Here is a 25139-nt window from a genome sequence, read left to right as displayed (position 1 = left end):
TTGCAAAGACGAAGCCTGCCCAATAATGGCCGACCTCCCGCCACCCGAAGCCGCCCCAATGGAACTGACCCCGCGCGAAAAAGACAAGCTGCTGATCTTCACCGCAGCACTGCTGGCCGAACGCCGCAAGGCGCGCGGGCTGAAGCTCAACTACCCCGAAGCCGTCGCGCTGATCTCCGCCGCCGTGATGGAAGGCGCGCGCGACGGCAAGAGCGTCGCGGCGCTGATGAGCGAGGGCCGCAGCGTGCTCACCCGCGCCGACGTGATGGACGGCATCGCCGAGATGATCCCGGACATCCAGGTGGAAGCCACCTTTCCCGACGGCACCAAGCTGGTCACCGTGCACCAACCCATCGTCTGACTCTCCCCCCGGAACAAGAAAGCCTGCCATGCGCCACAACGCTTCCAAGACGCTTGCCCTCATTGCCATGCTGCTGCCGCTCGCGGCCAGCGCCCACACCGGCGCCGACGGCGGCGTGCACCACGGCTTTGCCACCGGCTTCCTGCACCCGCTGACCGGCGCCGATCACCTGGCGGCGATGGTCGCGGTCGGCCTCTGGAGCGCGCTGGCCGCCCGCCGCGCCTGGCCCGATCTGCTGTGGGCGCCGCTCGCCTTCGCGGGCATGCTGCTGGTGGGCGGGCTGATGGGGCTCGCAGGCGTGCAGCTGCCGGCCGTCGAACCGATGATCGCGGCCTCGCTGCTGGTGCTGGGCCTGCTGGTCGCCACGCGCGTGCATCTGCCGGCCGTGGTGGCCGTGGCGGTGGTCGGCGTGTTCGCGGTGTTCCACGGCGTGGCCCACGGCTACGAGCTGGCCAGCGAAGACGGTGCGGCCCTCACGCTCGCCGGCATGGTCGGCGCCACGGTGCTGCTGCACGCCGCCGGCATGGCGATCGGCTGGGCGCTGCGCCGCGCCAACGCCTGGCTGCCACGCGTGGCCGGCGCCGCTGTGCTCGGCCTGGGCGCAACGCTGCTGGCCCAGGCCATCTGAGGCCGGCCATGATCCCTGGCGAACTCTTCACCGACGACGGCGAGCACACGCTCAACCCGGGCCGCCGCACCCTCACGCTGGTGGTGCAGAACACCGCCGACCGGCCGATCCAGGTCGGCTCGCACTATCACTTTGCCGAGACGAATGGCGCGCTCGGCTTCGACCGCGCGGCCGCACGCGGCATGCGGCTGAACATCGCCTCGGGCGCCGCGGTGCGCTTCGAGCCGGGCCAGCAGCGCACGGTCGAGCTGGTCGACCTTTCGGGCGATCGCATCGTCTACGGCTTTCGCGGCCTCGTTCAAGGGAAACTTTAAAAAATGGCCACCATCGGGCGACGCGCCTATGCAGAAATCTTCGGCCCCACCGTGGGCGACCGCGTGCGGCTCGCCGACACCGACCTGCTGATCGAGGTCGAGGCCGACTACACGCTGCGCGCCGGCGGCTACGGCGAAGAGGTGAAGTTCGGCGGCGGCAAGACCATCCGCGATGGCATGGCGCAATCGCAGCGCACCAGGGCCCAAGGTGCCGTCGATACCGTGCTGACCAACGCGCTGATCCTCGACCACTGGGGCATCGTGAAGGCCGACATCGGCTTGAAGGACGGGCGCATCGCCGCCATCGGCAAGGCCGGCAACCCCGACGTGCAGCCCGGCGTGGACATCGTCATCGGCCCGGGCACCGAGATCATCAGCTGCGAGGGCAATATCGTCACCGCCGGCGGCATCGACAGCCACATCCACTTCATCTGCCCGCAGCAGATCGAGGAAGCGCTCGCCTCCGGCATCACCACCATGCTGGGCGGCGGCACCGGCCCCGCCACCGGCACCTTCGCGACCACCGCCACGCCCGGCCCCTGGCACATCGAACGGATGCTGCAGGCGGCCGATGCGTTCCCGATGAACCTGGGCTTCCTCGGCAAGGGCAATGCGAGCCTTCCGGATGCGCTGCACGAGCAGATCGAAGCCGGCGTCATGGGCCTGAAGCTGCACGAGGACTGGGGCACCACGCCTTCGGCCATCAGCAACTGCCTGGACGTGGCCGACGCCACCGACACGCAGGTGGCGATCCACAGCGACACGCTCAACGAGTCGGGCTTCGTCGAGAACACCATCGCGGCCGTGGGCGGCCGCTCGATCTGCGCCTTCCACACCGAAGGCGCGGGCGGCGGCCATGCGCCGGACATCCTGCGCGTGGTGGGCGAGGAGAACTTCCTGCCCTCCTCCACCAACCCCACCATGCCCTACACCGTGAACACGCTCGACGAGCACGTCGACATGCTCATGGTGTGCCACCACCTGGACGCCGGCATTGCCGAGGACCTGGCCTTTGCCGAGTCGCGCATCCGCAAGGAAACCATCGCCGCCGAGGACGTGCTGCACGACCTGGGCGCGATCAGCATGTTCAGCTCCGACAGCCAAGCCATGGGCCGCGTGGGCGAAGTGGTGCTGCGCTGCTGGCAGACCGCGCACAAGATGAAGCTGCAGCGCGGCAAGCTGCCCGAAGACAACGAGCGCAACGACAACTTCCGCGCCAGGCGCTACGTGGCCAAGTACACGATCAACCCCGCCATCTCGCACGGCATTGCGCACGAGGTGGGCTCGATCGAGGTCGGCAAGTGGGCCGACATCGTGATCTGGAAACCCGCCTTCTTCGGCGTGAAGCCCTTCACCCTCATCAAGGGCGGCACCATCGCCATGGCCGCCATGGGCGACCCCAACGCGTCGATCCCCACCCCCCAGCCGGTGCACTACCGCCCGATGTTCGGCAGCTACGGCGGCTCGCTGGCCAGGAGCTCGCTGACCTTCGTCTCGCAGGCCGGACTGGCCGCGGGCATCAAGGAACGCTACGGCCTGGCAAAGCACCTGAGCGCGGTGAAGAACATCCGCAATGTGCGCAAGAAGGACCTGGTCCACAACGGCTACACGCCGAAGATGGAGATCGATGCGCAGACCTATGCGGTGCGCGCCGACGGGCATCTGCTGACCTGCGATCCGGCGGTGCAGCTGCCGCTGACGCAGCGGTATTTTCTGTTCTAAATGTCAGCTGCTCCGAGGCGCGAGATGAGCGCGGATCCACTCCGCAAGCGCCTCTTCCTCGAGCTGGCCGGCGGCGAGCTTGAGTGTGGTCAGCACGCAATCGTGGTCGGTCGCGCGAAGCTCAAACCCATTGAGGTCCAGAAAAACTTCCATGGCGACGAAAGCCGTTCTTTTTTTGCCGTCGGTGAATGGATGGTTGCGGGCAATCCCGAAGGCGTAGCTCGCAGCCAGTGCCGCCGCGTCGGGCGATTCATAAAGCGCCCGGTTTTGCGGTCGCCCCATGGCGGAAACGAGCAGCCCCTCGTCGCGTACTCCGGCGGGACCTCCATGCTCGGCCAGCTGTTCTTCGTGGACAGCATGAATCAATTGAAGGCTGAGCCAGACCCAGGCGTCGTTCGCGGCGCTCACTTGGCGAGCTCGCGCAGCACGTTGCGCCGCTTCTTCATGATGCGGCGGGCTGCTTCCATCTGGCGCTCGAACTCCTCGTCATACGGAGTCATGGTGAACCCCCCGCCTGCGGCTTGCGTCAGGTAAATCGTGTCACCCTTGCCGACATTCATGCTCGCCAGCACTTCCTTGGGCAGGATGACTCCGACCGAGTTGCCGATCTGGGTCAGTTTGAGGGCGGACATGGAAAGCTCCATTCAATCGAAGTTATAACAAGCGTTATATTATTCCGCCTTACTGGGAGTCGCAAGCCACCATGCTCACCGCCAACAAACTCATGCCCCAAGGCCGCGGCCTTGCGCCCGTGCTGCTCAAGCGCGCCGCCACCATCGAGCTCGACTGGGACGTGCGCCAGAAAAGCCGTTTCGACGCCACCGATTCACAGGGCCGGCAGATCGGGGTGTTCCTGCCGCGCGGCACCGCCGTGCGCGGCGGCGACGTGCTGGTGGCCGAGGACGGCTCGCTGGTCCGCGTAATCGCGGCGCCGCAGCCGGTGCTGCGCATCACGCATTGCACGGCCCACGGCACGCCGTTCGACCTGACGCGCGCGGCCTATCACCTGGGCAACCGGCATGTGCCGATCGAGCTCAAGCCCGACCACCTGAAGATCGAGCCCGACCATGTGCTGGCCGACATGCTGCGCTCGATGCACTTGATCGTCGTCGCGGTCGAGGAAGCCTTCGAGCCCGAGGGCGGCGCTTATGGTTCGCACGAGCATTCGCACGGGGCCGGCCATGATCACGCGCACGACCATGGCCACGCGCATGGCAGCAGCAAAGGCGCGAAGCCGCTCGTGCTCGCACCGGAACTGCTCGATGACCATGATCATTCGCACGATCACGGCCATCATGGGCACTCGCACTGAAATGAGATCGGCTTGGTGCGTTGTGCGTCATTCAGGGCGCGCTCCCGCCGACGGGGTACGCGGCTCCGCGAATGTCCTCCGGCCTGCGGCCTCCCCCTTGATTTCGCTGCGCAAGGCACCCCATCGGCGTGATCGTTATCAGCCACGGTCGTTGATCGCGGTTCACCGGCAGCGTGCCCGAGTGCACAGGGCATCGGGTGCTCCCCGCAGCGAAATCAAGGAGGAGGGGCGTAGCCCCGGGGGACATTCGCGGAGGGGAGTACCCGGTGGCCTGTGCACGCGCCCCGAACAACAGCGCCCCCCAACACGACGCGCAGCAAAGAGCTGACATGCCCGACCCCCACAGCCTCCTGCAGCTCATCTGGCTCGCCTCCCCCGCCCTGCCCGTCGGCGGTTTTTCCTATTCGGAAGGCGTCGAGGCGGCCGTCGAATGGGCCGGCATCGATTCGGAAGCCAAGGCCATCGAGTGGCTCTCCGACCAGTTGCACCTGAGCTTCGCGCGCGGCGACCTCGCGCTGGTGGCGCAGGCCATCCCGGCCTGGCGCGCAGGCGACGCAGTGCGCATCCGAGAACTCAACACTTGGGTGATGGCCACCCGCGAATCGGCCGAGTTCTTCCTGCAGACCGAACAGATGGGCCGCTCCTTCGTCGAATGGCTCAGGCTGCACCACGGCGACACGGCTGCCGTTTTTGCCGGCCTGCCCGCGAGCTATCCCGTCGCCTTTGCCTTTGCCGCGAGCCGCACCGGCGCCTCGGTGCACGACGGCTGCCTGGCCTTTGCCTTCGGCTGGGCCGAGAACATGGTGGCCGCGGCGGTCAAGGCCGTGCCGCTCGGCCAGAGCGCGGGCCAGCGCATCCTGGCCCGGCTCGCCAACGAGATTCCCGCCGCCGTCGAGCGCGCCATGCAGCTTGGCGACGACGAGCGCCAGGCCTTTGCGCCCCTCTTGGCCGTGCTGTCGGCACGGCATGAAACACAATACTCGCGCCTCTTTCGAAGCTGACCGAACCGGACAACGCCCATGACCTCCGCCCTGCACCACATTCCCCATCGCACCAAGAAACTGCCGCCACTGCGCGTGGGCATCGGCGGCCCGGTCGGCTCGGGCAAGACCACGCTGCTCGAGATGCTCTGCAAGGCCATGCGCGACAAGTACGACCTCGTCGCCATCACCAACGACATCTACACCAAGGAAGACCAGCGCCTGCTCACCGTGGCCGGCGCCCTGCCCGCCGAACGCATCATGGGCGTGGAGACCGGCGGCTGCCCCCACACCGCCATCCGCGAAGACGCGTCGATCAACCTCGAGGCCATCGACCGCATGCTCGAGGATTTTCCCGATGCCGACGTGGTGTTCGTCGAATCGGGCGGCGACAACCTCGCGGCCACCTTCAGCCCCGAGCTGTCGGACCTGACGATCTACGTGATCGACGTGGCGGCCGGCGAGAAGATTCCGCGCAAGGGCGGCCCCGGCATCACCAAGAGCGACCTGTTCGTCATCAACAAGACCGACCTCGCGCCCTACGTCGGCGCGAACCTCGACGTGATGGAGCAGGACACGCAGCGCATGCGCCGCCAGCGGCCCTACGTGATGACCAACCTCAAGACCCACACCGGCGTGGCCGAGGTGGTGGCGTTCATCGAGAAGCGCGGCATGCTGACCGCAGACTGAGGCACGCCCTCAGAGTTCGCTGCCGTCGCGCAGCTGCCGCGCCTTGTAGACCAGCCGCACGCCCCCGCGGCGCGCATCGCGCACGTGCTGCAGGTACACGTCGGCATCCTCGTGCGTCCACGCCGCGTAGGCACTGCCGGGATCGTTCGAGGCCAGCTCGGCGCCGAAGGCCGCGCGGCCCCATCGGAGCAGTTCGGCAAACGCGGCCGCGCCGCCGTCGGGCACCGCCGATGCGGACGCGAGGTACTCGACGCGCCGCAGCTGCGAATCGGCAAAGAAGAAGGTCGGTTCGAACACCAGCCCCGCCATCGAGACCGGCGCCCCCTGCCAGCCGCCGACCAGGCGGCCCGCGAGCCGCTGCGGCCGCGGCACGCGCTCGATCGTGGGCATTGCGGCCTGCAGCTCGACGGCCGTCATGCCGAGCCGCACGCCGGGCGGCAGCGCCTGCGCATGCAGCGCCCCGGCAGCAAAGACTGCGGCGCTCGCGGCGAGTGCGCGAACGAGCAGACCGAAAAAGAGCGGGGGAACGAGGGATCGCAGCTTCGACATCGGAACAGGAAAGAATCAATTTGCGGCCAGCACAGGCAGCGAGCAAGCCGCAAGTATCGTGCGAGCGAAGGCCCGGCACTCAGCCTCCCGCCGACGCCGCCCGCCCGGGCAGCGGCAGCCGCAGCGTCAAGCCCAGCGCGCCGCCCGCGTCCGGCGCCGCATAGATGCGCCCGCCGTGGCGGCTCGCGATGCGCTCGCACACGCGCGCACCGGCATGGCCGACGGCCTGCGTCGCCTCGAGAAAACGCGCCAGCGGCGGGCTCGCATCGGAAGCATCGAGATCCCTCCAGTGGATGACGGCCTGGCCGCGTTCCACCCGCGCCGAGACCTGCAGCGTGGCGCCGGGGGACATGACCTTTGCCGCATAACGCGCGATCTTCGAAAGCAGTTCCTCGAGCTCGGCCTCGATGCCGAACACGGGCACCACCTCGTGCGGAACCCGGATGTCGAAGCGGATCGGCCAGCCGGACGCGCCTTCTGAATCTTCAAAACTCCGCAGCGACGCGACAAGCGGCCGCAGGTCCTGCATGCGGCTCTCGCGCATCTTCTGCTCGGCCTCGTGGCGGGCCTCGGCGGCCATTTCGCGCGCTTGCGCGCCGGCCTTGAGGTTGGCAACGAACAGGGAGGCGATGAAGGCCAGCACCGCGGCCAGGCCGAGTGCAACGACGATGGCAATGGCCAGGCCCAGGTTGCTTGAATACATGGCTCGTGCGCCTTCAGCGCCCCTGCGGCGGCCGGAACTCCAGCGCACCACCGGGACCGCGTTCGCAAGTCCCGGTCAAGCTGTCGGCGCGAGGACCCGGAAGCACCGGACGCGCGCCTTCGGCCTGGCCGTCGCACACGTCCCATGCGGCCATGGGCGGCCCTGGCGGTGCTTCGCCGCGAAAACCCGCGTGCCAGCCGGGCAGCGGGCCATGGGGCGGCGGCGGGGGAAGCATGATGCAGCCGGACAAGCCGGCCGCGGCGAGCAGGCCCGCCAGGTAGGGGTGGATTCTGGTCATTCGAACCTCATGAACAAGTTCACGGGCACATGCGGCGGGGCTGTGCATTGCAAGGCCCCGCCGCACCTCGCCTGTCGTCAGAACGCGTGCCGGATGCCGAAGTCGTAGCCCGTGGACGAGCGCGGCAGGCCGGTGTAGCTGACGCCGGCGCTGCCGTAGCCCGTGGTGCTCGCGGCGCTCAGGCTGCCGGTGTAGGCCGCATCGTTGCGGTTGTTCACGCGGGCCACGGTCGCGTACAGGGCCGTGCGCTTCGAGAGGTTGTGCACATAGCCGATGGCCAGCTTCTGCGCGCGCGGATCCTCGCCCGTGATGCCCGCGGCGCCTTCGTCGTAGCGCACGGTCGAGTACGACGCGCGGATCACGCCCGCGCCCACCGGCATGCTCGCGCCGATCAGGTAGCCGTTGTAGCTGTCGTGGCTGTTGCCGACGGCCAGGTCGAACTTGTTCTTCACGTTCGACAGCTCGCCGAACAGCTTGACCGGGCCGAAGTCGTACGACGCGCCGAGGTTGATGGTCTGCACCTTGCGGGTCAGCGAGGTAGTGTCCACCGCAACGTTCTCGCCCACGGCCAGTGCCACGTCGAGCGGCCCGTTCGCATAGCCGAAGCGCCCGCCCGCGTAGCGGCCCGCGCTGCTGCTGGTGGCGGCCGTGAGGTCGGTGGCGCCGGTCCGGGTGTTCTCGTTCAGGCTGTATTGCAGCTGGCCGTAGAAGCCACCGAGGTTGGGCGGCAGGAAGTAGCCGACCATGTTGCTCGCACGCACGTAGTTGGTGTTGTTCAGGCCGGTGCTGCCGCTCACGGTGTTGATCACGCTGGCGCCCGAGCCGTTGGTGCCGAACGGATCGAAGACCGTGTCGTTCCAGAAGGTGGCGGTGTAGTCGCGGCCCAGCCGCAGTTCGCCGAAGCTGCCCGACAGGCTCACGGTGGAGCGGCGGTTGAAGGTGGAGATGCCGGTGGCGCCGTCATCGTTGGTGATCGGCGCTTCGAGCCAGAAGCTGGCGGCCAGCCCGCCGCCCAGGTCTTCCGTGCCACGGAAGCCGATGCGGCTGGAGTTGTAGCCGGAGTTGGCGAGGCTCCACTTGCTTTGCTTGGAGGCAAGGCCTGTGGCCGCGTCGCGCGAGGTGGCCGACTGGTAGGTCACGCCGGCATCGATGACGCCGAACAACGTGACGGACGATTGGGCAGAGGCCAGGCCGGCAACGGCCAGCGCGGCGAGTGCCGTGAGGGATTTCTTCATACAGGTTTCTCCGGTTTTCAGCAGCTCTTCATCGAGCAGCTGGACGGATGGTCCCGTTCAAAATTGGAGGAATCTGGTCGATGCAGCCGGCTTTGCATCGACTGTTGTTTGTGCGCACGCCCAAGCCCCTGGGCCCTGCAAGGCCTCGTACCAGAAATCTCCCAAATGGCACGCAATGCTCGGCACCCGAAGGAGCCCGACATGACCATTGCATTGCAGAACACCATCGCAGCCTCGCTGGGTGTGCAGCAGCTCGCCAGCGCATTCAGCCCGGCCTTTTCCCATTTGCGCATTCTTCGCGACCTGATCATCCCGATGCCCGAGGGCAGCGTGGTTCGCACCGCCATGATCGATGCGGTGCTGGTGTGCGAAACCGGCGTCTACCTGTTCGAGATCAAGGCCTGGCGCAATGCCTTCGTCTACCGCAAGAAATCGGAGGCGGCGCCGCCGCGCTGGTTCCTGCGGCTGCAGGGCTGCAGCCGGGCACGCGAGGTGAAGGACCCCGCCTGGCAGGGCGGCCGCAAGACCACGCAGCTGCGAAGCCTGCTGAGCGACGAACTGCGGCTGCAGTATTTCGTGCTGCTGCCCTGCGAGGGCGTCGAACTCGAAGGCGTGATGCCCGCCGCCGTGATCACCCAGCAGGACCTGCCCTACATTGCGCGCCTGGTGCGCAACAACGGCCGCACCGCGCGCACCTATCCGCTGCTGGATGCCGGCGCCATCGACCGCACCGCGCAGCGGCTGCTCGACATCCAGGGCAGCCTCTCGCTCGACGAGCACATGCAGAACTGCCGCGAAAGAAGCGAGCAGATCTCCACGCGCTGGAACGGCGCGGGCGCTGCTGCAGCGGCAGGCATCGGGCTGCAGTAGGCGGCGCCTGCGGCACGCCACCGCGCGGCGCAGGGCATCCCAGATTTCTCCGACTTTGGCGGGGACCATGCGGCGATGAATCCTTCCAAGCCCGCCTGCGTCCTTGCCGCCATGTTTCTCTCGATCGCCTGCGCGCCCGCCTGGGCCGCCGATCCGTTCACCGTCAGGGACATCCGGCTCGAAGGCCTGCAGCGCGTGGAGCCCGGAACGGTGTTTGCCACGCTCGGCATCAAGGCGGGCGACACCTACAGCGACGAGCGCGGCAGCGCAGCCATCCGCTCGCTGTTCGAACTCGGCCTCTTCAAGGACGTGCGCATCGACATCAACGGCAGCGTGCTGGTGGTGATCGTCGAGGAACGCCCGTCGATTGCCGACGTCGACTTCGTCGGCACCAAGGAATTCGACAAGGCCGCGCTCCAGAAGGCACTGCGCAGCGTGGGCCTGGCCGAGGGCCAGCCCTACGACAAGGCGCTGGCCGACCGCGCGGAGCAGGAACTCAAGCGGCAGTACATCAGCCGGAGCCTCTACAGCGCGCAAGTCGTCACCACCGTGACGCCGCTGGAGCGCAACCGCGTCAACCTGACTTTCAGCGTGACCGAGGGCGAGTCCGTGCGCATCAAGGAAGTGCGCGTGGTCGGCAACCAGGCCTTCGGCGAAAGCACCCTGCTCGACCTGTTCGACCAGGACAGCGGCGGCTGGCTGAGCTGGTACACCAAGTCGAACCAGTATTCGCGCAGCAAGTTCAACGGCGACCTGGAGACGCTGCGCTCCTTCTACGTCACGCGCGGCTACCTGGAGTTCCGCATCGACTCCACGCAGGTCGCCATGTCGCCGGACCGGGAGACGCTCACGCTCACGGTCAACATCACCGAAGGGCAGAAGTTCGCGGTGGCCGGCGTCAAGCTCGCGGGCAACTACCTGGGCCGCGAAGACGAGTTCAAGTCGCTCGTGACGATCCGCCCCGGCCAGCCCTACAACGGCGAAGACGTGAACGCCACCACCCGGGCCTTCACCGACTATTTCGGCACCTTCGGCTATGCCTTCGCACGCGTCAAGGCAGAAACCGAGATCGACCGCGACAACAACCGCGTCACGCTGGTGCTGCGGGCCGAACCTTCGCGGCGCGCCTACGTGCGGCGCCTGAACATCGGGGGCAACGCAAGAACGCGCGACGAAGTCATCCGCCGCGAGTTCCGGCAGTACGAGGGCGCCTGGTACGACGGCAACAAGATCAAGCTCTCGCGCGACCGCGTGGACCGCCTGGGCTTCTTCACCGACGTGAACATCGAGACCACCGAGGTGCCGGGCTCGCCCGACCTGGTCGACCTGGCGATCAACGTGACCGAGAAGCCCACCGGTTCGCTGCAGCTCGGCGCGGGCTACTCGTCGACCGATAAGGTCTCGCTGAGCTTCGGCATCACGCAGGAGAACGTGTTCGGCACGGGCAACTACCTGGGCCTGCAGGTCAACACGAGCTCGTACAACCGCACCGTCTCCCTCACGGCCACCGACCCGTACTTCACGCCGGGCGGCATCTCGCGCACCTTCAATGTGTTCCACACCACCACCCGCCCCTACTACCAGGCAGACGGCAACTACAAGCTCGCGAGCGATGGCGGCTCGGTGCGCTTCGGGCTGCCGCTCGGGGAGCTGGACACGGTCTACCTGGGCATCGGCGTGGAGCGCTACAGCTTCACGCCGGGCACCAACGGCGCCTACACGCTGGTCGACGGCTCCTACGTCTACACCGGCACGCCGCAGGCCTACCTCGACTACTTCCAGTGCACGGGCACCGCGCCGAGCGTGGTGTGCGCATCGAGGAACATGGTGGGCATTCCCGCGACCATCGGCTGGGCACGCGACGACCGCGACAGCGCGCTGGTGCCCACCACCGGCCGGCTGCAGAGCGCCAACCTGGAGGTGGGCGTGGGCAGCGAGCTGCGCTACCTGAAGAGCACCTACCAGTACCAGCAGTACTTCGCGCTGTCCAAGCAGTACACGCTGGCCGTCAACGGCCAGCTCGGCTATGCCAAGGCGCTGGGCGGCACCACGTACCCCATCTTCAAGAACTTCTATGCGGGCGGGCTCGGTTCGATCCGCGGCTTCGAGCAGAACTCGCTCGGGCCGGTCGATGCGGTCACGGGCGGTGCGCTCGGGGGCACGCGCAAGGCGATCTTCAACATGGAGTTCAGCACGCCCTTCCCGGGCGCGGGCAACGACCGGTCGCTGCGGCTGTACACCTTCTTCGATGCCGGCAACGTGTTTGCCGAGCGCACCGCGAGCATGACCGACGCGCAGTGGAAGGCGCAGAACCGCCTGCGCGCCTCGGCGGGGGTGGGCATCAGCTGGATTTCCCCGCTCGGCCCGCTGCGCCTGGCCTATGCGGTGCCGCTCGTGTACCAGAAGCTCGACGAAGCCAACGGCATTGCGGCGGACCGGACGCAGCGCTTCCAGTTCCAGATCGGCACCTCGTTCTGAAGCGGAGCACCCCTCGATGAGCCGCATCCTGCTGGCCGAAAAAGGCCGCGAGATGGCCGCCGTCTTGCTCGAAGGCTTGCAGCGCGCAGGCCACGACGTGGAGCACATCGCCGATGGCGCCGCGGTGCTCGACCGCATCCTCAGCTCGCCGCCGGCGCTCACGCTGCTCGACACCGCGCTGCCGCGCATCGGCGGCCTCCGGGTGCTGGAGCAGGTGCGCTCGCACAGCGACCATCCGATCATCGTTCTGACGGCCCGCACGCGCGAGGCCGACCGCCTGCGCGGCCTGGACCTGGGCGCCGACGACTATGTGTGCAAGCCCTTCTCGCCGCGCGAAGTGGTGGCGCGCGTGAACACGGTGCTGCGCCGCCATGCGCAGCGCCAGCGCATCGCCATGGCCTCGCCTTCGGTGGCCTTCGGCGGCAGCGCCCACAGCGTGAGGATCGAGGGACAGCTGCTCGCGCTCACGGGCCGCGAGCTGAACCTGCTGCAGGCGCTGTCACGCGAGCCGGGCCGGGTGTTTTCGCGCTCCGCGCTGCTCGAGGCGGCGTTTGCAGATGCGCTCGATGTGAACGAGCGCGCAGTCGACGGGCACATCAAGAACCTGCGCAGGAAGCTCGCCGCCGCATCGCCCGCGCACGACTGGATCCGCTCGATCTACGGGGTCGGCTTTGCCTTCGAGGAGCGGCCGGCCTGAGCGCGTGCGCAGAGCTCGCGCGGCGGCCGGGCGGCGCGGCTGTCGGTGACCATGATCGGCGCCAGCGTGGAAAGCGCCGAGCTGCCCGCGCGGACCCGGCCGGCCGCGACGCATCCGCCGCTCGCCGCCACCACGGCGCCGACCACCAGGCCGCAGGCGGCCAGCAACCCCAGGAGGCGCTGCGCCAGCATGGGCCCGTGGTCTTCCGCAGCCTCGGCGCGGACGTGCCAGACGGCGCTCATGTGCGCGGAGGCTCGGTGGCGGTGCCGGTCCCGCCCGATCGGGTGGCGCGTGCTTCCGCCCACACCACCAGCAGCGCCCAGACATGGGCCACCGCCCAGAACAGCGCGGCCAGCAGCAGCAACAGCGCGTCCATCCCCGGATCGGACCAGAGCTCGGTCCAGGACCACGGCGAAGGCGCCGGCGCGCAGTACCCCGGACTCGCCCATGCGAGCGCGGGGGCCACGAGGGCCTGCCAGGCCTTCTTCTTCGGGGAGCATCGGTGCGTGAGCGGGTTCATGGCGCGCATCGTGCGGTTCGATTCGGGAGAAATGTGGGAGAGCGGTTCTCCCAATTTCCTCCTCGATTCGCGGCCATGATCGGCCGCTCCTCCATGACGCATTCCCGCCCCGTACGCATGCCGCAGAATGCGGCCATGCCTCCCCCGAGCCCATGCCGCGCCTGACACTTTCCAGGAAGATCTTCCTGGCGCTGGCCGCCTTGCTGATCGTGCTGCTGCTCAGCTTCGCGGGGCTTTCCATCGTGGCGCTGCAGCGCGGCCTCGGCTCCTACGTGGCCGAGATCGAGATCCGGCGCATGGACTGGCTCTCGCAGCTGCTGCTCAAGCACTATGCGGCCAACGGCGACTGGAAGAAGCTGCAGGGCAACGACGATGCCTGGCAGCGCCTGCAGATGGGCCGGCTCGCCGCGGTGCTCGACGGCGCCAGCAATGCCGACGAAAGAAAGCTCCCGCCCTGGTACGAGAACCGCGGGCCGGGCGCAAACGGCAACGGCCCCGAAGGCAACCCCGAGAACGGATCGCGCCCGCCGCCTCCTGCGCCCTCGCCCCAGCTCGAGCTGCTGCCCCGGCGCTTTCCGCCGCCACCGCCGCTGGGCTTCTTTCCCGATCCGCGCGAAGCCGCCGACTCGATCTTCCAGCGCCTGGGCGTGGTCGACGCGCACGGTGCGCACGTGGTCGGCGCCAAGGTCGACCCGGAGAATGCCGCGCGCCTGCCGATCCGCCACGGCCGCTCGGTCGTCGGCTACCTGGTGCTTGCGCCGATGCAGGGCCTGGAGAGCGAGGCCGACCGCGCCTTCCTCGCGCGCCAGTCCGGCGTGATCGCCCTCACCGGCCTGTGCGGGCTGGCCTTTGCGCTGATGCTGTCGTGGCTGCTCGCGCGGCGCTGGTTCCGGCCGATCGACGAGCTCACGCAGGCCGCGCAGCACGTGGCGCGCGGGCGGCTGTCCACGCGCGTGGCCGTGCATGGCTCGGACGAGCTTGCGCTGCTCGGCAAGACCTTCAACGACATGGCGCAGCGCCTGGACACGGTGGAGGCCTCGCGCCGCGCCTGGCTGGCCGATGCGGCCCACGAACTGCGCACGCCGCTGGCCGCCATGCGCGCAGAAATAGAGGCGCTGCAGGACGGCGTGCGCAGCTTCGACGAGCGCACCGCGCTGCGGCTGCATCGGCAGGTGATCCGCCTCGGCCAGCTGGTGGACGACCTGCGCAGCAGCATGCGCGAGCCGCAGAACGACCTGCTCGCGACCACCGTGTTCCCGCTCTCGCTGCTGAAGGAAGCGCTCGACCACACGCGCGACCGGTTCGCTGCGCGCGGCATCGCGGTCGACCGCAGCGCCATCGACCGTGTCTCGGCGCGCGCCCAGCCGATGATCGACGGCGACGCGCACCGGCTGCACCAGGTCTTCATGAACCTGCTGGAGAACACGCTCGCCTACACCGACGCCGGCGGCCGGCTGCGCATCGGCGCCACGGTCGACGGGGCGTGGACGGGCAACAACCTGACCCTGCAATTCGACGACAGCGCGCCCGGCGTTGCCGAAGCGGAATTGCCGCGCCTGTTCGACCGGCTGTTCCGCGGCGAGTCGTCGCGCAGCCGCGAGCTCGGCGGCTCCGGGCTCGGCCTGTCGATCTGCCGCGCGGCCATCGAGGCCCATGGCGGCACCATCGACGCCCAGGCTTCGGAGCTCGGCGGACTGCGCGTGACCATCACCCTTCCGCTGTCGAGGAGCGCGTCGCCATGACCCGTATCGTCATCGTCGAGGACGAGCTCGACATCGCATCGGTGGTGCAGGACTACCTGCGCCACGCCGGCTACGAGACCACGCATTTCGCCGACGGCCAGAGCGCGCTCGACCACCTCATCGCCTCGCCGCCCGAGCTCACGCTGCTCGACATCATGCTGCCGCGTCTCGACGGCATCGAGGTGCTGCGCCGCGCGCGGGAGCACACCAGCCATCCGATCATCATGCTCACCGCGCGCATCGAGGAGGTCGACCGCCTGCTCGGGCTGGAGCTGGGCGCCGACGACTACGTCTGCAAGCCCTTCTCGCCGCGCGAACTGGTGGCGCGCGTGCGCGCCGTGCTGCGGCGCACCGAGCCGCCCGCGGAGCGCGGCCAGGCGCGCCAGGGCATGTCCGGCCTGGTGCTGGACGACGTGCACTGGCGCGCGTCGCTCGAAGGCACGCCGCTCAATCTCACACGCCGCGAGTTCGGGCTGCTGCAGGTGCTGTCGCGGCACCCGGGCCGCATCTTCTCGCGCGCCCGCCTGCTCGAGCTGGCCTACGACGACACCATGGACGTGACGGAGCGCGCCATCGACAGCCACGTGAAGAACCTGCGCCGCAAGCTCGGCGCCGTCACGCCCTCGCACGACTGGATCCGCTCGGTCTACGGCGTGGGGTTTGCGTGGGAGGCGCCGGCCCAGGCCTGAGCGTGCGTGGGCGCTCTCCCGTCGTTTGCGATTAGGGGCCGCAGCCCAGCTTCGTTGCTTGAAGGGCCCCTGCCCGCGAACTAGACTGGAATGCGAAGGCACCCGCAGTGCCGGGGGCCAAGGAGTCGGCCATGTACAAGCGCATCCTCGTCCCCACCGATGGCTCTTCGCTCTCCGAGCAGGCGGTTGCCACTGCCATCGACCTGGCGCTGCTGGCGGGTGCCGAACTGGTGAGCGTCACTGTCGCGCACATCCAGCCTTATGGCTATTTCGAAGGCTCGATGGTGCTGAACCAGCGCGAGATCGAAGCCTCGCAAGAACAGGTGGAGCAATCCGCGCAGCGCCTGGTCGATGCGGTCAGGAGCGCCGCCATCGCCCGGGGCGTGCGCAGCGCGCAGGCCATCGTCATGAAGTCGAACCAGGTGGCCGAAGCCATCATCGCCACGGCCAAGAACCAGCAGTGCGACCTGATCGTGATGGCCTCGCACGGCCGGCGCAGCCTGGCGCGGCTGCTGATGGGCAGCGAGACGCTGCATGTGCTGACCCACTCGCACATTCCGGTGCTGGTGCTGCGATAGAAGCCTGATCGAAGTGCGCCCGAGGTGAAATTTTTCACGGCCGGGCACCGGCATCGGCCGCTCCTCGTGAACGCGCCGCTCCTGGTGCGACTCACTCCCTGACTGCCATCCGCAGCTCGCGCAGGGCTGCGGAAGGTACAGTGCCCTGCAATGGCTGCATTGCGCAAGGGCCGCTTCAAGGGAGTGAAAATGAAATCATCGATGTTTCCCCGCGCCGTGGGCTGGGGCCTGCTTCTGCTGTCGGCCCTCGCGGCGCTGTGCATCGCGGTCCTGTTGAGCTTCGACTGGAACCGCGCCCGGCCCTGGATCAACCAGCGCGTGAGCGAAGCAACCGGCCGCCCGTTCGCGATCCGCGGCGACCTGGCGCTGCAGTGGTCGAGCCCCGAAGCCGAAACGGGCTGGCGCCGCTGGGTGCCCTGGCCGAGGCTGAGCGCACAGGACATCACGCTGGGCAATGCCGACTGGGGCAAGACCGGTCCGCACCTGGCCGAGATCCGGCAGCTGACCTTCTCGCTGAACCCGCTGCCCCTGCTGAACCACACGATCCGCATTCCCACGCTCGAGCTCGCCGGCCCCGTTCTTTCGCTCGAACGCACCGCGGACGGCAAGAACAACTGGACGCTGGCCGCCGGCGGCGGCGCGGAGCCCTCGAGCTGGAAGCTCGACCTGCAGCGGCTGGTGCTGAGCCAGGGCACGGTGAAGCTGGCCGATGCAACGGCAAGGCTCGATCTCAAGGTCGACATCGACAGCCTGCCCGCGGAAAGCGCCGAAGGCTACGGCATCGGCTGGAAGCTCGGCGGCACCTTCCGCCAGACGCCGGTGCAGGGAAGCGGCAAGGCCGGCGCCGTGCTCTCGCTGCAGCAGGACACCAAGCCCTACCCCTTGCAGGCCGGCGTGCAGGTGGGTGCCACGCGCATCGACATCGCCGGCACGCTGACCAAGCCCGACGCGCTGGCCGCGCTGGACCTGCGGCTCAAGCTGTCGGGCGCGAGCATGGCGCACCTGTATCCCATCACCGGCATCACGCTGCCCAATACGCCGCCGTTCAGCACCGAAGGCCATCTGGTCGGCAAGCTCGACAAGGCCGGCGGGCGCTGGCTGTACGAGAACTTCAAGGGCCGCGTGGGTGCCAGCGACATTGCGGGCACGCTGGAGTACGTCTCGCAGCAGCCGCGGCCGCTGCTGCGCGGCCAGGTGCAGTCCAACCAGCTGCGGCTGGAAGACCTGGCGCCCTTGATCGGCGCCGATTCGAACGCGAGCAAGGCCAAGCGGGGCGCCCCGGCCGTCCAACCGGCGGGCAAGGTGCTGCCGGTGGAGAAGTTCGATACCGCAAGCTGGGGCAGCATCGATGCGGACGTCAAGTTTGCCGGCCGCAAGATCTTCCACGCGAAGGACCTGCCCATCGACAGCCTGGTGGCGGATCTTCACCTGAAGGACAGCGTGCTCTCGCTCACGCCGTTGAGCTTTGGCGTGGCAGGCGGCACCGTGGCCGCCACGGTCAAGCTCGACGGCCGGCAGGACCCGATCCGCGCCAACCTGCAGCTGTCGGCGCGCCGGCTCCGGATCAAGGAACTCTTCCCGACGCTCGACACCCTGCAGGCCAGCCTGGGCGAAGTCGGCGGCGACGCGGCGCTGTCCGCCTCCGGCAACTCCGTCGCGGCCCTGCTGGGCACTTCGAACGGCGAGGTGAAGGCGCTGGTGAGCAAGGGCACGGTGAGCAAGTTCCTGCTCGAGGCCATGGGACTGAACATCGGCAGCGTGGTGGCGACCCAGCTGTTCGGCGACAGGCAGGTCCAGCTGAACTGCCTGGCGAGCGATTTCAAGGTGACGCAGGGCGTCATGCAGACGCGCTCCTTCGTGCTGGACACGGACGAATCGGTCGTCAACGTGAGCGGGCTCATCGATCTTTCCAAGGAACAGCTCGCGCTGGAGATCCAGCCGCGCAACAAGGCGCTGCGCGTTCTTTCGCTGCGCTCGCCGCTGTACGTCCAGGGCACGTTCAAGAACCCCGACGTCGGCGTCGACAAGGGTGCCGTGGCGCTCAAGCTGGGTTCCGCGATTGCGCTGGGTGCGGTGGCGCCCGCCGCCGCGCTGCTGCCGCTCTTGAACATGGGCTCGCAGGAGTTCGCGCAATGCGCGCCGCTGGAGGCGGCCGCGCGCCAGAAGCCGAAGGCTGGCAAGCAGCCCGGGGCACGCTAGCGGCGCCGCGGGCCCGCTGCCCGCGCGGGGCTTTCTTTCTATTTTGAAAGCTTGGCCTGGACCGCCCGCTGCGCCAGGCAGGCCTGCGTGGCGCGATGCGTTGCGAGTCCGAAGCAGTGCGCCTCGGCCCGGCGGGCAAGCGCCTCGAGCGATCGGCGTTCCTGCGCCGCCGAAACCTGGAATTCGACCAGCCACTTCATGACCACGGCCATCACGATCAGGAGGCCGACCAGCGCGGCAACCAAGGTTCCGCGCCAGTCCTGGATGCGGAAGATCGACGGTGGGGGCTTGCTCATCGTTGTCGTCCGAGTCGGCAGAGGAGCACTAGCGCGGAAGCTCCGGGAAGAGCCACAGGCTCAAGCCAAGAATGACGCCCGCCCCGAGCGACACGACGGCCGCGGTCACGAACAGCGCCGCGGCAACGATGTTCGGCACCCGCATGGCGATGGCCAGGAAGGAAATGGTCGCCAGGGCATACAGGAGCACGGGCAGCAGGGCCAGCCAGGCCGGCCGCCCGGGCGGTGCCGGCGGCTCGTCCGGACTCGGGTCTGCGAGGAACGGACTACGCATGGAATCCCTTGCCGTGGAAGGCGGCGCGCAAATCGGCATCGCTCGCGGGGGAAAGGATCATCTGCGAACGCCATCCGCTGACAGCCGACCGCGACAGCGCCTCCCGCGCATGGGGCAGCTCGGTCGGATGCGCCATGAAGAACACGTGAACGCGCTGGCCGAGCGCGCTCCACGCGTCGGCAATGAGCGCCACGACCGGCGCTGCATCCGCGTGCAGTCCAAGAAGAATGGCATCGAAGCGCCGGCCTTCGCGGGCGGCGTCGATCAGGCCATGAAGATGCGCGAAGGAGGCGTGGTCGAGGCCGATGGCTTTCAGCGAACTGCCGGTGCACAGGCGTTGCAGGGCGTCGGAGTCCACCAGCGCGATCCGGTTCTGGCGGAGCGTGGGTGCAGATGTCATGGAGGTGGCGGCTTGGTGTTCCCGGCCGGGGTCGGGCCTGCGGTCCGGGAACACCGGGTCAGCAGTTGCCCTTCTTGGCTTGCCCAGGAGGGCAGAAGCCGCCCTTGCCCGGGCCTGGCCCCGGGTCCGCCACAACGCAGGCGCTCAGGAGCAAGGTCATCGCAAACGAGAAGATCACGGTGGCGGCTGTTTTTTTCATGCGGACTCCTTGGTTGAAATTGCCTGGCGCTGCTTCAGATGGCGCCGTGGCCATCAGCGAGGCGACAAGATATGTGAATTACTAACATTTAGACAGGAAATGCTTCACGATCGGCTTTGGTTTACGTGAGAAACCGTAACCAGCCCTCCGTTCTGCCCAGTACTTCACGAATGCGCGAAGCGGACATCCGTCACAGGTGTGCAGATTTAGAAGCACATCTGCAGGCCCGGGCGGGAATCCGGCCGCCGCATTCGGTCAAACTCGGGTACGACCCTCCGTGGTTTTCACAAATGTTCTATCGAAAGGAATTCCTGTTTTGAACAAGACCGAACTCATCGCCGCCATTGCAGAAGACACCAACCTCAGCAAGGCCGACGCCGGCCGCGCCTTCGACTCGGCGCTCGAACAACTCTCGCGCGCCCTGGTGCGTGGGGAGACGGTGCAGCTGATCGGCTTTGGCACCTTCAGCGTGGCCGACCGTGCCGAGCGCACCGGCCGCAATCCGTCGACCGGCGAGCAGATCACGATCAAGGCGAGCAAGAGCGCGAAATTCGCGGCCGGCAAGGCGCTGAAGGACGCCATCAACCAGGTCGGCTGACCGTCCCCGGGGGGCGGCGGCTCAGGCCTGTGCGCCCTGCCACCCTCCGCCCAGCGCCTTGTAGAGGTTGACCCTGTTCACGGCCTCCTTGAGCTGCAGCTCGATCAGCTGCTGCTGCTCGGCATAGAGCTCGCGCTGGGCGTCCTGGCTCGCAAAATAGTCTTCCAGGCCACTGCGGAAGCGCGTACGCGCAATGCTCGCCACCTTCTCCAGCGCCTGCACGCGGGCCTGCTGCGCTTCCAGCTGCGGGCGCAGGTGGTCGTCGGCGATCAGGGCGTTGGCGGTTTCTCGGAATGCCATCTGCGCGGCACTTTCATAGGACGCCATGGCCGCTGCCAGCCGCTCCTCGTTGGCCGTGATGTTGGCCGAGCGGCGGCCCCAGTCGAACAGCGGCAGCGACACCCCCAGCACCCCGGCCCAGCTGCTGTTGCCGCTGCTCAGCAGCGTCGACAGCTCCCGGCTCACTCCGCCCGCGAGCGCGGTGAGCGAGATGGTCGGCAGCATCGCGGCCTTGGCCGCGCCCACGCCCGAATTGGCCGCCTCGACGCGCGAATAGGCCGCCAGCAGGTCGGGCCGGCGCTGCAGCAGGCTGGACGGCAGGCCGGCCGCCACCTGCGCAGTGGAGCGCTCCGGCCACGGCCGTGCGCTGCCCGTGTCGGGCGACACCGGCTGGCCGACCAGCACGTTCAGCCACTGGAGATCCTGCGCGACGCGCATGCGGAATTCTTCCTGCTTGACGCGGGCGTTCTGCAGCAGCGACTGCGCGCGGTACACGTCCAGCTGCGCCGCACCGCCCGCCGCCTTGGCGCGCCCGATCATGTCGGCATTGGCGGCCAGGCCGGACTCGTTGGCATTGGCCAGCGCGAGCAGGGCGCGGTCGGCGCGCAGCGTGAGGTAGGCATTCGACACCTCTCCCACCAGGTTCATGTGGGCGGCCGCAAAGTCCTTGTTGCCCGCCTCGGCCAGCGAGCCGGTCTGCTGGGTCGCGCTCTGCTGGCGGCCGAAGAAGTCGAGCTCGTACGAGGTCACGCCGGCCTGGATGTCGAAGCTGTTCGATGTCCGGCCGTCGGTCGGAATGTTGCCCAGCGGGCTGAGCGAGCCCTGCGGGGTGGTCTGCGCCCGCTGCGCATGGCCCGACAGCCCGATCTGCGGAAACAGCGAGGCGCGGCTGCCGGCATACACGGCCCGGGCTTCGCGGGCACGCGCGGCATAGGCGCGCAGGTCGCGGTTCTGCGCGAGGGCGGTGGTGATGAGCCCGCGCAGTTCGTCGTCCTGCACGAAGCTGCGCCAGTCGACGGGTTCCGCGTTCGGCGCCGTCGTGCCGGCCGGCCATTGCGAAGGCACCGTCAGGTCGGGCTGCTTGAGCGGCGGCGTGAGATTGCATCCGCTCACCACCAGAACCACGCAGGTCGCCAGCACCAGCAGCAGCAGCCGCAGGGACAGGCGCACGAAGCCGGCGCCGGGAGATCCGAAGCCCGCGCTCGCCAGCAAGGCCGAGGCGGCCTTCCATGGCCGCACCTGGACCGCGACGTGGCTCGGCGGCACGTTGAACACGTGGCTCACCAATTGCTCTCGCTGAGCCTCGGTCCCGGCAAAGCGCAGCTCGGCGCCCGCGGAACTCCTGGCGGCCAGGCGGGCCGGAAGCCATCCCACCGGGTCGACGTAGACCTCCAGCGGCTGTCCCACGCGCAGGCGTTTCAGCAGGGCCTTGGCCTCCAGCAGCGCGCCATCGGCCGCGATGTTGACGAAGCGCGATTCGCCCTCGCCCGCCGCGGTGCGCACCCGGGTGCGCGCACGCCAGGGGAAGCGCTCTTCCTGCTCCGGCCGCGGCAGGTCGACGCAGGCCATGAGCGCGGCCAGGCACAGCAGCAGTGCGATACCGGTCCACACCAGATTGAGCTCGTCGCCAGGCGTGAGCGCCTCGCCGCTCAGCGCGACCGACGCGCCGCCGAGCTGCAGCGCCAGCAGAAGCCCGCCGAACATCGCGACCAGCTTCCAGTGCACGACGGTCTTGGTGCGGTCCAGCCCCTTGTTCGTCACCTTGAAGGGCCGCCCGAAGGGCCGCAGCATGGCGCTGGCCAGCGTGCTGGTGACGGCCATGGCCGCCACCAGCTGGCTCACCTCGCTGAACACGGGCAGGCAGCGCCGCCCGCTGATCCAGTAGCTGTAGGCCCAGAACATGAGGAGCGGCGGCAGCCCGAAGGAGGCAAAGGCCTGCGGCGTGGCATGGAACACCGACACTCCGGCATACCAGTAGAGCGCCGGCGCCAGCATGACCATGGCCATGAACGGCTTGCCGAGCCAGTGCAGCAGCCCGTGCAGGAAGTGCATCCGCGCCGAGAAACTGAAGCCCCGGCCGCGCAGCGGGCCGTTGGGCAGCAGCGCGAGCTGCACCGTGCCCAGGCACCAGCGGCTGCGCTGGTTGATGTAGTCGATGATGCTCTCGGCCGACAGGCCGTTCGACAGCCGCTCGCCGAGCCAGCGCGTGATGTGGCCGTGGCGCAGCAGCAGGTAGGTGGTGTGGATGTCCTCGCACACGCTGCCCACCGGAAAGCCGCCCGCGGCGGTGATCAGGTCGCGCCGCACGATGAAGGAAGTGCCCACGCAGAAGGCCGAGTCGGCGGCATCCTTGGCCGGCTGCAGCACGTCGAAGAACACGCGCTGCTCGTCGACCCAGCTGTCGGTGGCGCGCAGGTTGTGCTGGATGGGGTCGGCGTTGTAATAGAACTGCGGCGTCTGCACCAGCCCGACCTTGCGGTCCGCGAACAGGCCCAGCATGCGGTAGACGATCTGGCGCTGCGGCGCGAAGTCGGCATCGAGCACCAGGATGTAGGGCGCATTGGTCACGCCCGCCGACAGCCGCAGGCCGTTGTTGAGGTTGCCGGCCTTGGCATGGCTGTTGTCGGGCCGGCGCGCGTAGTGCACGCCCTTGCGTTCGCAATACTCGCGCAGCCAGTCGCGACGGGTGTCGTCGAGCACCCACACGTTCAGGTTCGGGTAGTCGATGGCCTGCGCGGCAATGACGGTCTTCTCCAGCACCGCCAGATCCTCGTTGTACGTGCAGATGAACACGTCCACGGCCGGCACCTGCGCACCGCGGCCGCGCAGCAGGGCTTCGCCGCGGTCGGCCAGCTGGTGGTTGTCGCGCCGCCGCACCAGCATGTGGATGGACATCAGCGTGTAGACGATGGCCGTGAGCTCGAAGCACAGGAACACCCAGGCGAACAGGGTCTCGAAGCCCAGGTCCGACGGCGGCATGGTCGCAACCACGCGCCAGACGGCATAGCGCATCAGCAGCAGCGCGGTCAGCGCGCCGAACAGCACGCGGTGGGAGGTGCGGTCGATCCGCCCCCACGTCATCAGGAGGAGGGCCAGGCCCGCGACGAGTGCGTTGAGCTGGAACTCCGGTGTGGCGATCAGGTGGGACATGGTGACGTAGCTCCTGTTGCGGCGGTCTTGCCGGTGAAGGGGTTGAACCCCGTGGCGGCCAGCGCGATCCAGGCAGTCGCGCCCAAGTGTGGCCAGCGGTAGTAGAAGAAGTCGGCGCCGGTCGAGTCGGGGCCGATGGCCAGCCCCGTCGATATGCGGGCACTGGGGGTGGCGTAGTACAGGCCGTTGCCGGCGCGCTGCGAGGCCAGCAGCTGCCACAGGGCTTCGGGCGCCGCGCCCTTGCGCGCCACCAGCGTGGCGGCGGCCTGGGCGGTGCCCTCGGTCCAGATGCCGTCGGGGCTGCGCGAGAAGCCGTAGCCTTCGCCGAAGCGATGGTGCTTCTCCACCCAGTCGAGCCCGCGCATCCAGGGGCAGGAACCCTCGGGCGCCGCCAGCAGCGGCCACAGCTGGGCATCCAGGCCGGAGCCATCCGTGGCGATGGTGGCGCCGTCTTCCTTGGTGCCGATGTTGAAGCGCTGCTCCGATGCGTTCCACATGCGGCTGACGAATTCGAGCGCGGTGCGCGCCTGCCGGCGTTCGGCTTCGGCCTCGCCGCCGGCGCTCTTCGCCGCCCAGGCGGCCGCCACCGCGATGTCGATGTTGTGCTCGGTGGATTTCCAGGTCTGGGCGCGCTGCGCGTTGTCCCAGCCGTACCAGCCGCCGTTGTAGCCGTCGGGGGCGTTGCGCGCGCGGGTGCGCTGCTCGATCCAGCCGAGCAGCCGGCGCGCGCCCGCCAGGTAGGCGGGCGAAGGCTCGGCCTCGTTCAGGTTCAGCAGCAGCAAGGCGGCCCAGGCCACGTTGCCGGTGGCCGTGCTCACCTGGTAGGCATCGGCGATCCACTGGTTCTTGGCCGCATCCCAACGCCCCGGCAGCGCGGCCTTTTCCTCGGTCATCGGGCCGGCGCGGTAGGCGTTGCGAACGCGCCCGTCGGCCGTGTTCGGGTCGCGCTCCATCGCGCGCACCACCGCGTCGCCGATGCGCCGGGCCGAGGCTGCGTCGCCGCAGGCCAGGAGCGCGATGCCCGCGAGCGCGTTGTCATAGGTGAAGGCGGCGCCCGCCAATGCAGGTTCCAGCGGCGTGCCCTGCTTCGGGTCGGCGACGCGGTAGCTGGCCAGGAACAGCGGTCCGGAAGCCGCGCCCTTCTGGTCCTCCGCCACCGCGCGCCGCAGCCCCTCGCAGCTTTGCCGCGCCAGCGTTTGCTGGGTGGCGCTGGCGGCTTGCGGGCCGGGCGGCCGGCCCGCAGACGGCTGGGCGAGCGCTGCGGACAGCGGCAAGGCCAGTGCCATCGATGCGGCAAGGCAGGACGCCAGGGGCCGGGAAAACGGGAAGACCGACATGGTTCTGTTCCGATGCATGCAAGGGGTGCATTGGCGCCTGC

General features: G+C 68.6%; 29 protein-coding genes. 15 read left to right on the top strand and 14 right to left on the bottom strand.

The features are described 5' to 3' along the window. Nucleotides 1–58: 58 nt before the first annotated feature. The 4 genes from VPA02S_RS22080 to ureC are packed head-to-tail and all read left to right on the top strand — an operon-like array spanning nucleotide 59 to nucleotide 3025. Nucleotides 59–361 (top strand): urease subunit gamma, encoded by a 303-nt coding sequence (locus VPA02S_RS22080; RefSeq protein WP_018906796.1) that lies wholly within the window; start codon nucleotides 59–61, stop codon nucleotides 359–361. A 28-nt stretch (nucleotides 362–389) separates the two neighbouring features. Next, on the top strand, nucleotides 390–989 hold the full coding sequence (locus VPA02S_RS22075) for a HupE/UreJ family protein (protein ID WP_062365611.1): 600 nt from the start codon (nucleotides 390–392) through the stop codon (nucleotides 987–989). Between the two features lie 8 nt (nucleotides 990–997). Then, the gene (locus tag VPA02S_RS22070; protein ID WP_062365610.1) at nucleotides 998–1303 is read left to right on the top strand and encodes an urease subunit beta; all 306 of its coding nucleotides are present in this window, start codon (nucleotides 998–1000) and stop codon (nucleotides 1301–1303) included. Nucleotides 1304–1306: 3 nt separating this feature from the next. Continuing rightward, nucleotides 1307–3025, top strand: a complete 1719-nt coding sequence (ureC, locus tag VPA02S_RS22065; RefSeq protein ID WP_018906793.1) for an urease subunit alpha — start codon at nucleotides 1307–1309, stop codon at nucleotides 3023–3025. A 3-nt stretch (nucleotides 3026–3028) separates the two neighbouring features. On the opposite strand, the gene VPA02S_RS22060 is transcribed toward ureC, so the two are convergent. Together VPA02S_RS22060 and VPA02S_RS22055 are read right to left on the bottom strand one after the other, a co-directional pair. Continuing rightward, entirely contained in the window at nucleotides 3029–3433 is a 405-nt protein-coding gene (locus VPA02S_RS22060) for a type II toxin-antitoxin system death-on-curing family toxin (RefSeq protein ID WP_062365609.1), read from the bottom strand. Next, nucleotides 3430–3657 carry an AbrB/MazE/SpoVT family DNA-binding domain-containing protein gene (locus VPA02S_RS22055; RefSeq protein WP_015867019.1) on the bottom strand — a complete coding sequence of 76 codons (228 nt, stop codon included), beginning with the start codon at nucleotides 3655–3657 and terminating at the stop codon, nucleotides 3430–3432. Before VPA02S_RS22055 ends, VPA02S_RS22060 begins: the two co-directional genes overlap by 4 nt. A gap of 71 nt (nucleotides 3658–3728) precedes the next feature. On the opposite strand from VPA02S_RS22055, the gene ureE reads away from it, so the two are divergent. The 3 genes from ureE (at nucleotide 3729) to ureG (ending at nucleotide 6007) form a co-directional block, all read left to right on the top strand. Continuing rightward, a complete protein-coding gene (gene ureE, locus VPA02S_RS22050; RefSeq protein WP_062365608.1) occupies nucleotides 3729–4337 on the top strand; it encodes an urease accessory protein UreE in 609 nt (202 codons plus the stop codon). 329 nt (nucleotides 4338–4666) lie between these two features. Beyond that, entirely contained in the window at nucleotides 4667–5338 is a 672-nt protein-coding gene (locus VPA02S_RS22045) for an urease accessory protein UreF (protein ID WP_062365607.1), read from the top strand. An 18-nt stretch (nucleotides 5339–5356) separates the two neighbouring features. Beyond that, on the top strand, nucleotides 5357–6007 hold the full coding sequence (gene ureG / locus VPA02S_RS22040) for an urease accessory protein UreG (RefSeq protein ID WP_015867022.1): 651 nt from the start codon (nucleotides 5357–5359) through the stop codon (nucleotides 6005–6007). A 9-nt stretch (nucleotides 6008–6016) separates the two neighbouring features. Here ureG and VPA02S_RS22035 read toward each other — a convergent pair whose 3' ends face one another. From VPA02S_RS22035 to VPA02S_RS22020, 4 genes are all read right to left on the bottom strand, one after another. After that, a complete protein-coding gene (locus VPA02S_RS22035; protein ID WP_062365606.1) occupies nucleotides 6017–6556 on the bottom strand; it encodes a hypothetical protein in 540 nt (179 codons plus the stop codon). Nucleotides 6557–6635: 79 nt separating this feature from the next. Continuing rightward, the gene (locus VPA02S_RS22030; protein ID WP_018906787.1) at nucleotides 6636–7259 is read right to left on the bottom strand and encodes an ATP-binding protein; all 624 of its coding nucleotides are present in this window, start codon (nucleotides 7257–7259) and stop codon (nucleotides 6636–6638) included. Nucleotides 7260–7272: 13 nt separating this feature from the next. Continuing rightward, the gene (locus tag VPA02S_RS22025; RefSeq protein ID WP_018906786.1) at nucleotides 7273–7557 is read right to left on the bottom strand and encodes a hypothetical protein; all 285 of its coding nucleotides are present in this window, start codon (nucleotides 7555–7557) and stop codon (nucleotides 7273–7275) included. Between the two features lie 77 nt (nucleotides 7558–7634). After that, a complete protein-coding gene (locus VPA02S_RS22020) occupies nucleotides 7635–8792 on the bottom strand; it encodes a porin (protein WP_062365605.1) in 1158 nt (385 codons plus the stop codon). Nucleotides 8793–8993: 201 nt separating this feature from the next. On the opposite strand from VPA02S_RS22020, the gene VPA02S_RS22015 reads away from it, so the two are divergent. From VPA02S_RS22015 to VPA02S_RS22005, 3 genes are all read left to right on the top strand, one after another. Then, nucleotides 8994–9662, top strand: coding sequence for a nuclease-related domain-containing protein (locus VPA02S_RS22015; RefSeq protein ID WP_062365604.1), 669 nt, complete (start codon nucleotides 8994–8996; stop codon nucleotides 9660–9662). A 75-nt stretch (nucleotides 9663–9737) separates the two neighbouring features. Continuing rightward, nucleotides 9738–12140, top strand: coding sequence for an outer membrane protein assembly factor BamA (gene bamA, locus VPA02S_RS22010; protein WP_062365603.1), 2403 nt, complete (start codon nucleotides 9738–9740; stop codon nucleotides 12138–12140). Nucleotides 12141–12156: 16 nt separating this feature from the next. Beyond that, the gene (locus VPA02S_RS22005; protein WP_062365602.1) at nucleotides 12157–12837 is read left to right on the top strand and encodes a response regulator; all 681 of its coding nucleotides are present in this window, start codon (nucleotides 12157–12159) and stop codon (nucleotides 12835–12837) included. Here the strand turns inward: VPA02S_RS22005 and VPA02S_RS22000 are convergent. Together VPA02S_RS22000 and VPA02S_RS21995 are read right to left on the bottom strand one after the other, a co-directional pair. Continuing rightward, the gene (locus VPA02S_RS22000) at nucleotides 12798–13079 is read right to left on the bottom strand and encodes a hypothetical protein (protein WP_062365601.1); all 282 of its coding nucleotides are present in this window, start codon (nucleotides 13077–13079) and stop codon (nucleotides 12798–12800) included. The genes VPA02S_RS22005 and VPA02S_RS22000 overlap by 40 nt on opposite strands. After that, on the bottom strand, nucleotides 13076–13411 hold the full coding sequence (locus VPA02S_RS21995; RefSeq protein ID WP_015867031.1) for a hypothetical protein: 336 nt from the start codon (nucleotides 13409–13411) through the stop codon (nucleotides 13076–13078). The genes VPA02S_RS22000 and VPA02S_RS21995 overlap by 4 nt, the downstream gene beginning before the upstream one ends. A gap of 98 nt (nucleotides 13412–13509) precedes the next feature. Between VPA02S_RS21995 and VPA02S_RS21990 the strand changes: the two genes are divergently transcribed. The 4 genes from VPA02S_RS21990 to VPA02S_RS21975 all read left to right on the top strand — a co-directional run bounded on the left by VPA02S_RS21990 (nucleotide 13510) and on the right by VPA02S_RS21975 (nucleotide 18565). Beyond that, entirely contained in the window at nucleotides 13510–15099 is a 1590-nt protein-coding gene (locus tag VPA02S_RS21990) for an ATP-binding protein (RefSeq protein ID WP_062365600.1), read from the top strand. Next, nucleotides 15096–15788 (top strand): response regulator, encoded by a 693-nt coding sequence (locus tag VPA02S_RS21985; protein ID WP_018906779.1) that lies wholly within the window; start codon nucleotides 15096–15098, stop codon nucleotides 15786–15788. The genes VPA02S_RS21990 and VPA02S_RS21985 overlap by 4 nt, the downstream gene beginning before the upstream one ends. Before the next feature lie 131 nt (nucleotides 15789–15919). Further along, nucleotides 15920–16366, top strand: coding sequence for a universal stress protein (locus tag VPA02S_RS21980; RefSeq protein ID WP_015867034.1), 447 nt, complete (start codon nucleotides 15920–15922; stop codon nucleotides 16364–16366). 189 nt (nucleotides 16367–16555) lie between these two features. After that, the gene (locus VPA02S_RS21975) at nucleotides 16556–18565 is read left to right on the top strand and encodes an AsmA family protein (protein ID WP_062366014.1); all 2010 of its coding nucleotides are present in this window, start codon (nucleotides 16556–16558) and stop codon (nucleotides 18563–18565) included. Between the two features lie 38 nt (nucleotides 18566–18603). On the opposite strand, the gene VPA02S_RS21970 is transcribed toward VPA02S_RS21975, so the two are convergent. The 4 genes from VPA02S_RS21970 to VPA02S_RS32020 are packed head-to-tail and all read right to left on the bottom strand — an operon-like array spanning nucleotide 18604 to nucleotide 19734. Continuing rightward, on the bottom strand, nucleotides 18604–18861 hold the full coding sequence (locus VPA02S_RS21970) for a hypothetical protein (protein WP_018906777.1): 258 nt from the start codon (nucleotides 18859–18861) through the stop codon (nucleotides 18604–18606). Between the two features lie 28 nt (nucleotides 18862–18889). Continuing rightward, nucleotides 18890–19135, bottom strand: coding sequence for a hypothetical protein (locus VPA02S_RS21965; protein ID WP_062365599.1), 246 nt, complete (start codon nucleotides 19133–19135; stop codon nucleotides 18890–18892). After that, complete coding sequence (locus tag VPA02S_RS21960) at nucleotides 19128–19589, bottom strand: hypothetical protein (RefSeq protein WP_244883713.1); 462 nt, start codon at nucleotides 19587–19589, stop codon at nucleotides 19128–19130. The genes VPA02S_RS21965 and VPA02S_RS21960 overlap by 8 nt, the downstream gene beginning before the upstream one ends. Before the next feature lie 4 nt (nucleotides 19590–19593). Beyond that, the gene (locus VPA02S_RS32020; protein WP_169804846.1) at nucleotides 19594–19734 is read right to left on the bottom strand and encodes a hypothetical protein; all 141 of its coding nucleotides are present in this window, start codon (nucleotides 19732–19734) and stop codon (nucleotides 19594–19596) included. A gap of 316 nt (nucleotides 19735–20050) precedes the next feature. Between VPA02S_RS32020 and VPA02S_RS21955 the strand changes: the two genes are divergently transcribed. Then, a complete protein-coding gene (locus tag VPA02S_RS21955) occupies nucleotides 20051–20332 on the top strand; it encodes an HU family DNA-binding protein (RefSeq protein ID WP_015867040.1) in 282 nt (93 codons plus the stop codon). A gap of 21 nt (nucleotides 20333–20353) precedes the next feature. Here the strand turns inward: VPA02S_RS21955 and VPA02S_RS21950 are convergent, their stop codons facing one another. Together VPA02S_RS21950 and VPA02S_RS21945 are read right to left on the bottom strand one after the other, a co-directional pair. Continuing rightward, nucleotides 20354–23761 (bottom strand): efflux transporter outer membrane subunit, encoded by a 3408-nt coding sequence (locus VPA02S_RS21950; protein WP_062365598.1) that lies wholly within the window; start codon nucleotides 23759–23761, stop codon nucleotides 20354–20356. Continuing rightward, a complete protein-coding gene (locus tag VPA02S_RS21945; protein WP_018906773.1) occupies nucleotides 23749–25098 on the bottom strand; it encodes a hypothetical protein in 1350 nt (449 codons plus the stop codon). Before VPA02S_RS21945 ends, VPA02S_RS21950 begins: the two co-directional genes overlap by 13 nt. Nucleotides 25099–25139 lie beyond the last annotated feature (41 nt).

This window comes from Variovorax paradoxus NBRC 15149, from assembly GCF_001591365.1.
GTDB classification, from domain to species: Bacteria; Pseudomonadota; Gammaproteobacteria; order Burkholderiales; family Burkholderiaceae_C; genus Variovorax; species Variovorax paradoxus.
This window is presented reverse-complemented; position numbering and strand designations above follow the sequence as displayed.

Coding starts and splice junctions, on each gene's coding strand:
- VPA02S_RS22000 (WP_062365601.1), bottom strand. CDS start 13,079: ATGAGCGCCGTCTGGCACGTCCGCGCCGAGGCTGCGGAAGACCACGGG.
- ureE (WP_062365608.1), top strand. CDS start 3,729: ATGCTCACCGCCAACAAACTCATGCCCCAAGGCCGCGGCCTTGCGCCC.
- VPA02S_RS21970 (WP_018906777.1), bottom strand. CDS start 18,861: ATGAGCAAGCCCCCACCGTCGATCTTCCGCATCCAGGACTGGCGCGGA.
- VPA02S_RS21965 (WP_062365599.1), bottom strand. CDS start 19,135: ATGCGTAGTCCGTTCCTCGCAGACCCGAGTCCGGACGAGCCGCCGGCA.
- VPA02S_RS22045 (WP_062365607.1), top strand. CDS start 4,667: ATGCCCGACCCCCACAGCCTCCTGCAGCTCATCTGGCTCGCCTCCCCC.
- VPA02S_RS22030 (WP_018906787.1), bottom strand. CDS start 7,259: ATGTATTCAAGCAACCTGGGCCTGGCCATTGCCATCGTCGTTGCACTC.
- VPA02S_RS32020 (WP_169804846.1), bottom strand. CDS start 19,734: ATGAAAAAAACAGCCGCCACCGTGATCTTCTCGTTTGCGATGACCTTG.
- VPA02S_RS21990 (WP_062365600.1), top strand. CDS start 13,510: ATGCCGCGCCTGACACTTTCCAGGAAGATCTTCCTGGCGCTGGCCGCC.
- VPA02S_RS21975 (WP_062366014.1), top strand. CDS start 16,556: ATGAAATCATCGATGTTTCCCCGCGCCGTGGGCTGGGGCCTGCTTCTG.
- VPA02S_RS22080 (WP_018906796.1), top strand. CDS start 59: ATGGAACTGACCCCGCGCGAAAAAGACAAGCTGCTGATCTTCACCGCA.
- VPA02S_RS21980 (WP_015867034.1), top strand. CDS start 15,920: ATGTACAAGCGCATCCTCGTCCCCACCGATGGCTCTTCGCTCTCCGAG.
- VPA02S_RS22020 (WP_062365605.1), bottom strand. CDS start 8,792: ATGAAGAAATCCCTCACGGCACTCGCCGCGCTGGCCGTTGCCGGCCTG.
- ureC (WP_018906793.1), top strand. CDS start 1,307: ATGGCCACCATCGGGCGACGCGCCTATGCAGAAATCTTCGGCCCCACC.
- VPA02S_RS22005 (WP_062365602.1), top strand. CDS start 12,157: ATGAGCCGCATCCTGCTGGCCGAAAAAGGCCGCGAGATGGCCGCCGTC.
- ureG (WP_015867022.1), top strand. CDS start 5,357: ATGACCTCCGCCCTGCACCACATTCCCCATCGCACCAAGAAACTGCCG.
- VPA02S_RS22015 (WP_062365604.1), top strand. CDS start 8,994: ATGACCATTGCATTGCAGAACACCATCGCAGCCTCGCTGGGTGTGCAG.
- VPA02S_RS22055 (WP_015867019.1), bottom strand. CDS start 3,657: ATGTCCGCCCTCAAACTGACCCAGATCGGCAACTCGGTCGGAGTCATC.
- VPA02S_RS22075 (WP_062365611.1), top strand. CDS start 390: ATGCGCCACAACGCTTCCAAGACGCTTGCCCTCATTGCCATGCTGCTG.
- VPA02S_RS22070 (WP_062365610.1), top strand. CDS start 998: ATGATCCCTGGCGAACTCTTCACCGACGACGGCGAGCACACGCTCAAC.
- VPA02S_RS21945 (WP_018906773.1), bottom strand. CDS start 25,098: ATGTCGGTCTTCCCGTTTTCCCGGCCCCTGGCGTCCTGCCTTGCCGCA.
- VPA02S_RS22025 (WP_018906786.1), bottom strand. CDS start 7,557: ATGACCAGAATCCACCCCTACCTGGCGGGCCTGCTCGCCGCGGCCGGC.
- VPA02S_RS21950 (WP_062365598.1), bottom strand. CDS start 23,761: ATGTCCCACCTGATCGCCACACCGGAGTTCCAGCTCAACGCACTCGTC.
- VPA02S_RS21985 (WP_018906779.1), top strand. CDS start 15,096: ATGACCCGTATCGTCATCGTCGAGGACGAGCTCGACATCGCATCGGTG.
- VPA02S_RS22035 (WP_062365606.1), bottom strand. CDS start 6,556: ATGTCGAAGCTGCGATCCCTCGTTCCCCCGCTCTTTTTCGGTCTGCTC.
- bamA (WP_062365603.1), top strand. CDS start 9,738: ATGAATCCTTCCAAGCCCGCCTGCGTCCTTGCCGCCATGTTTCTCTCG.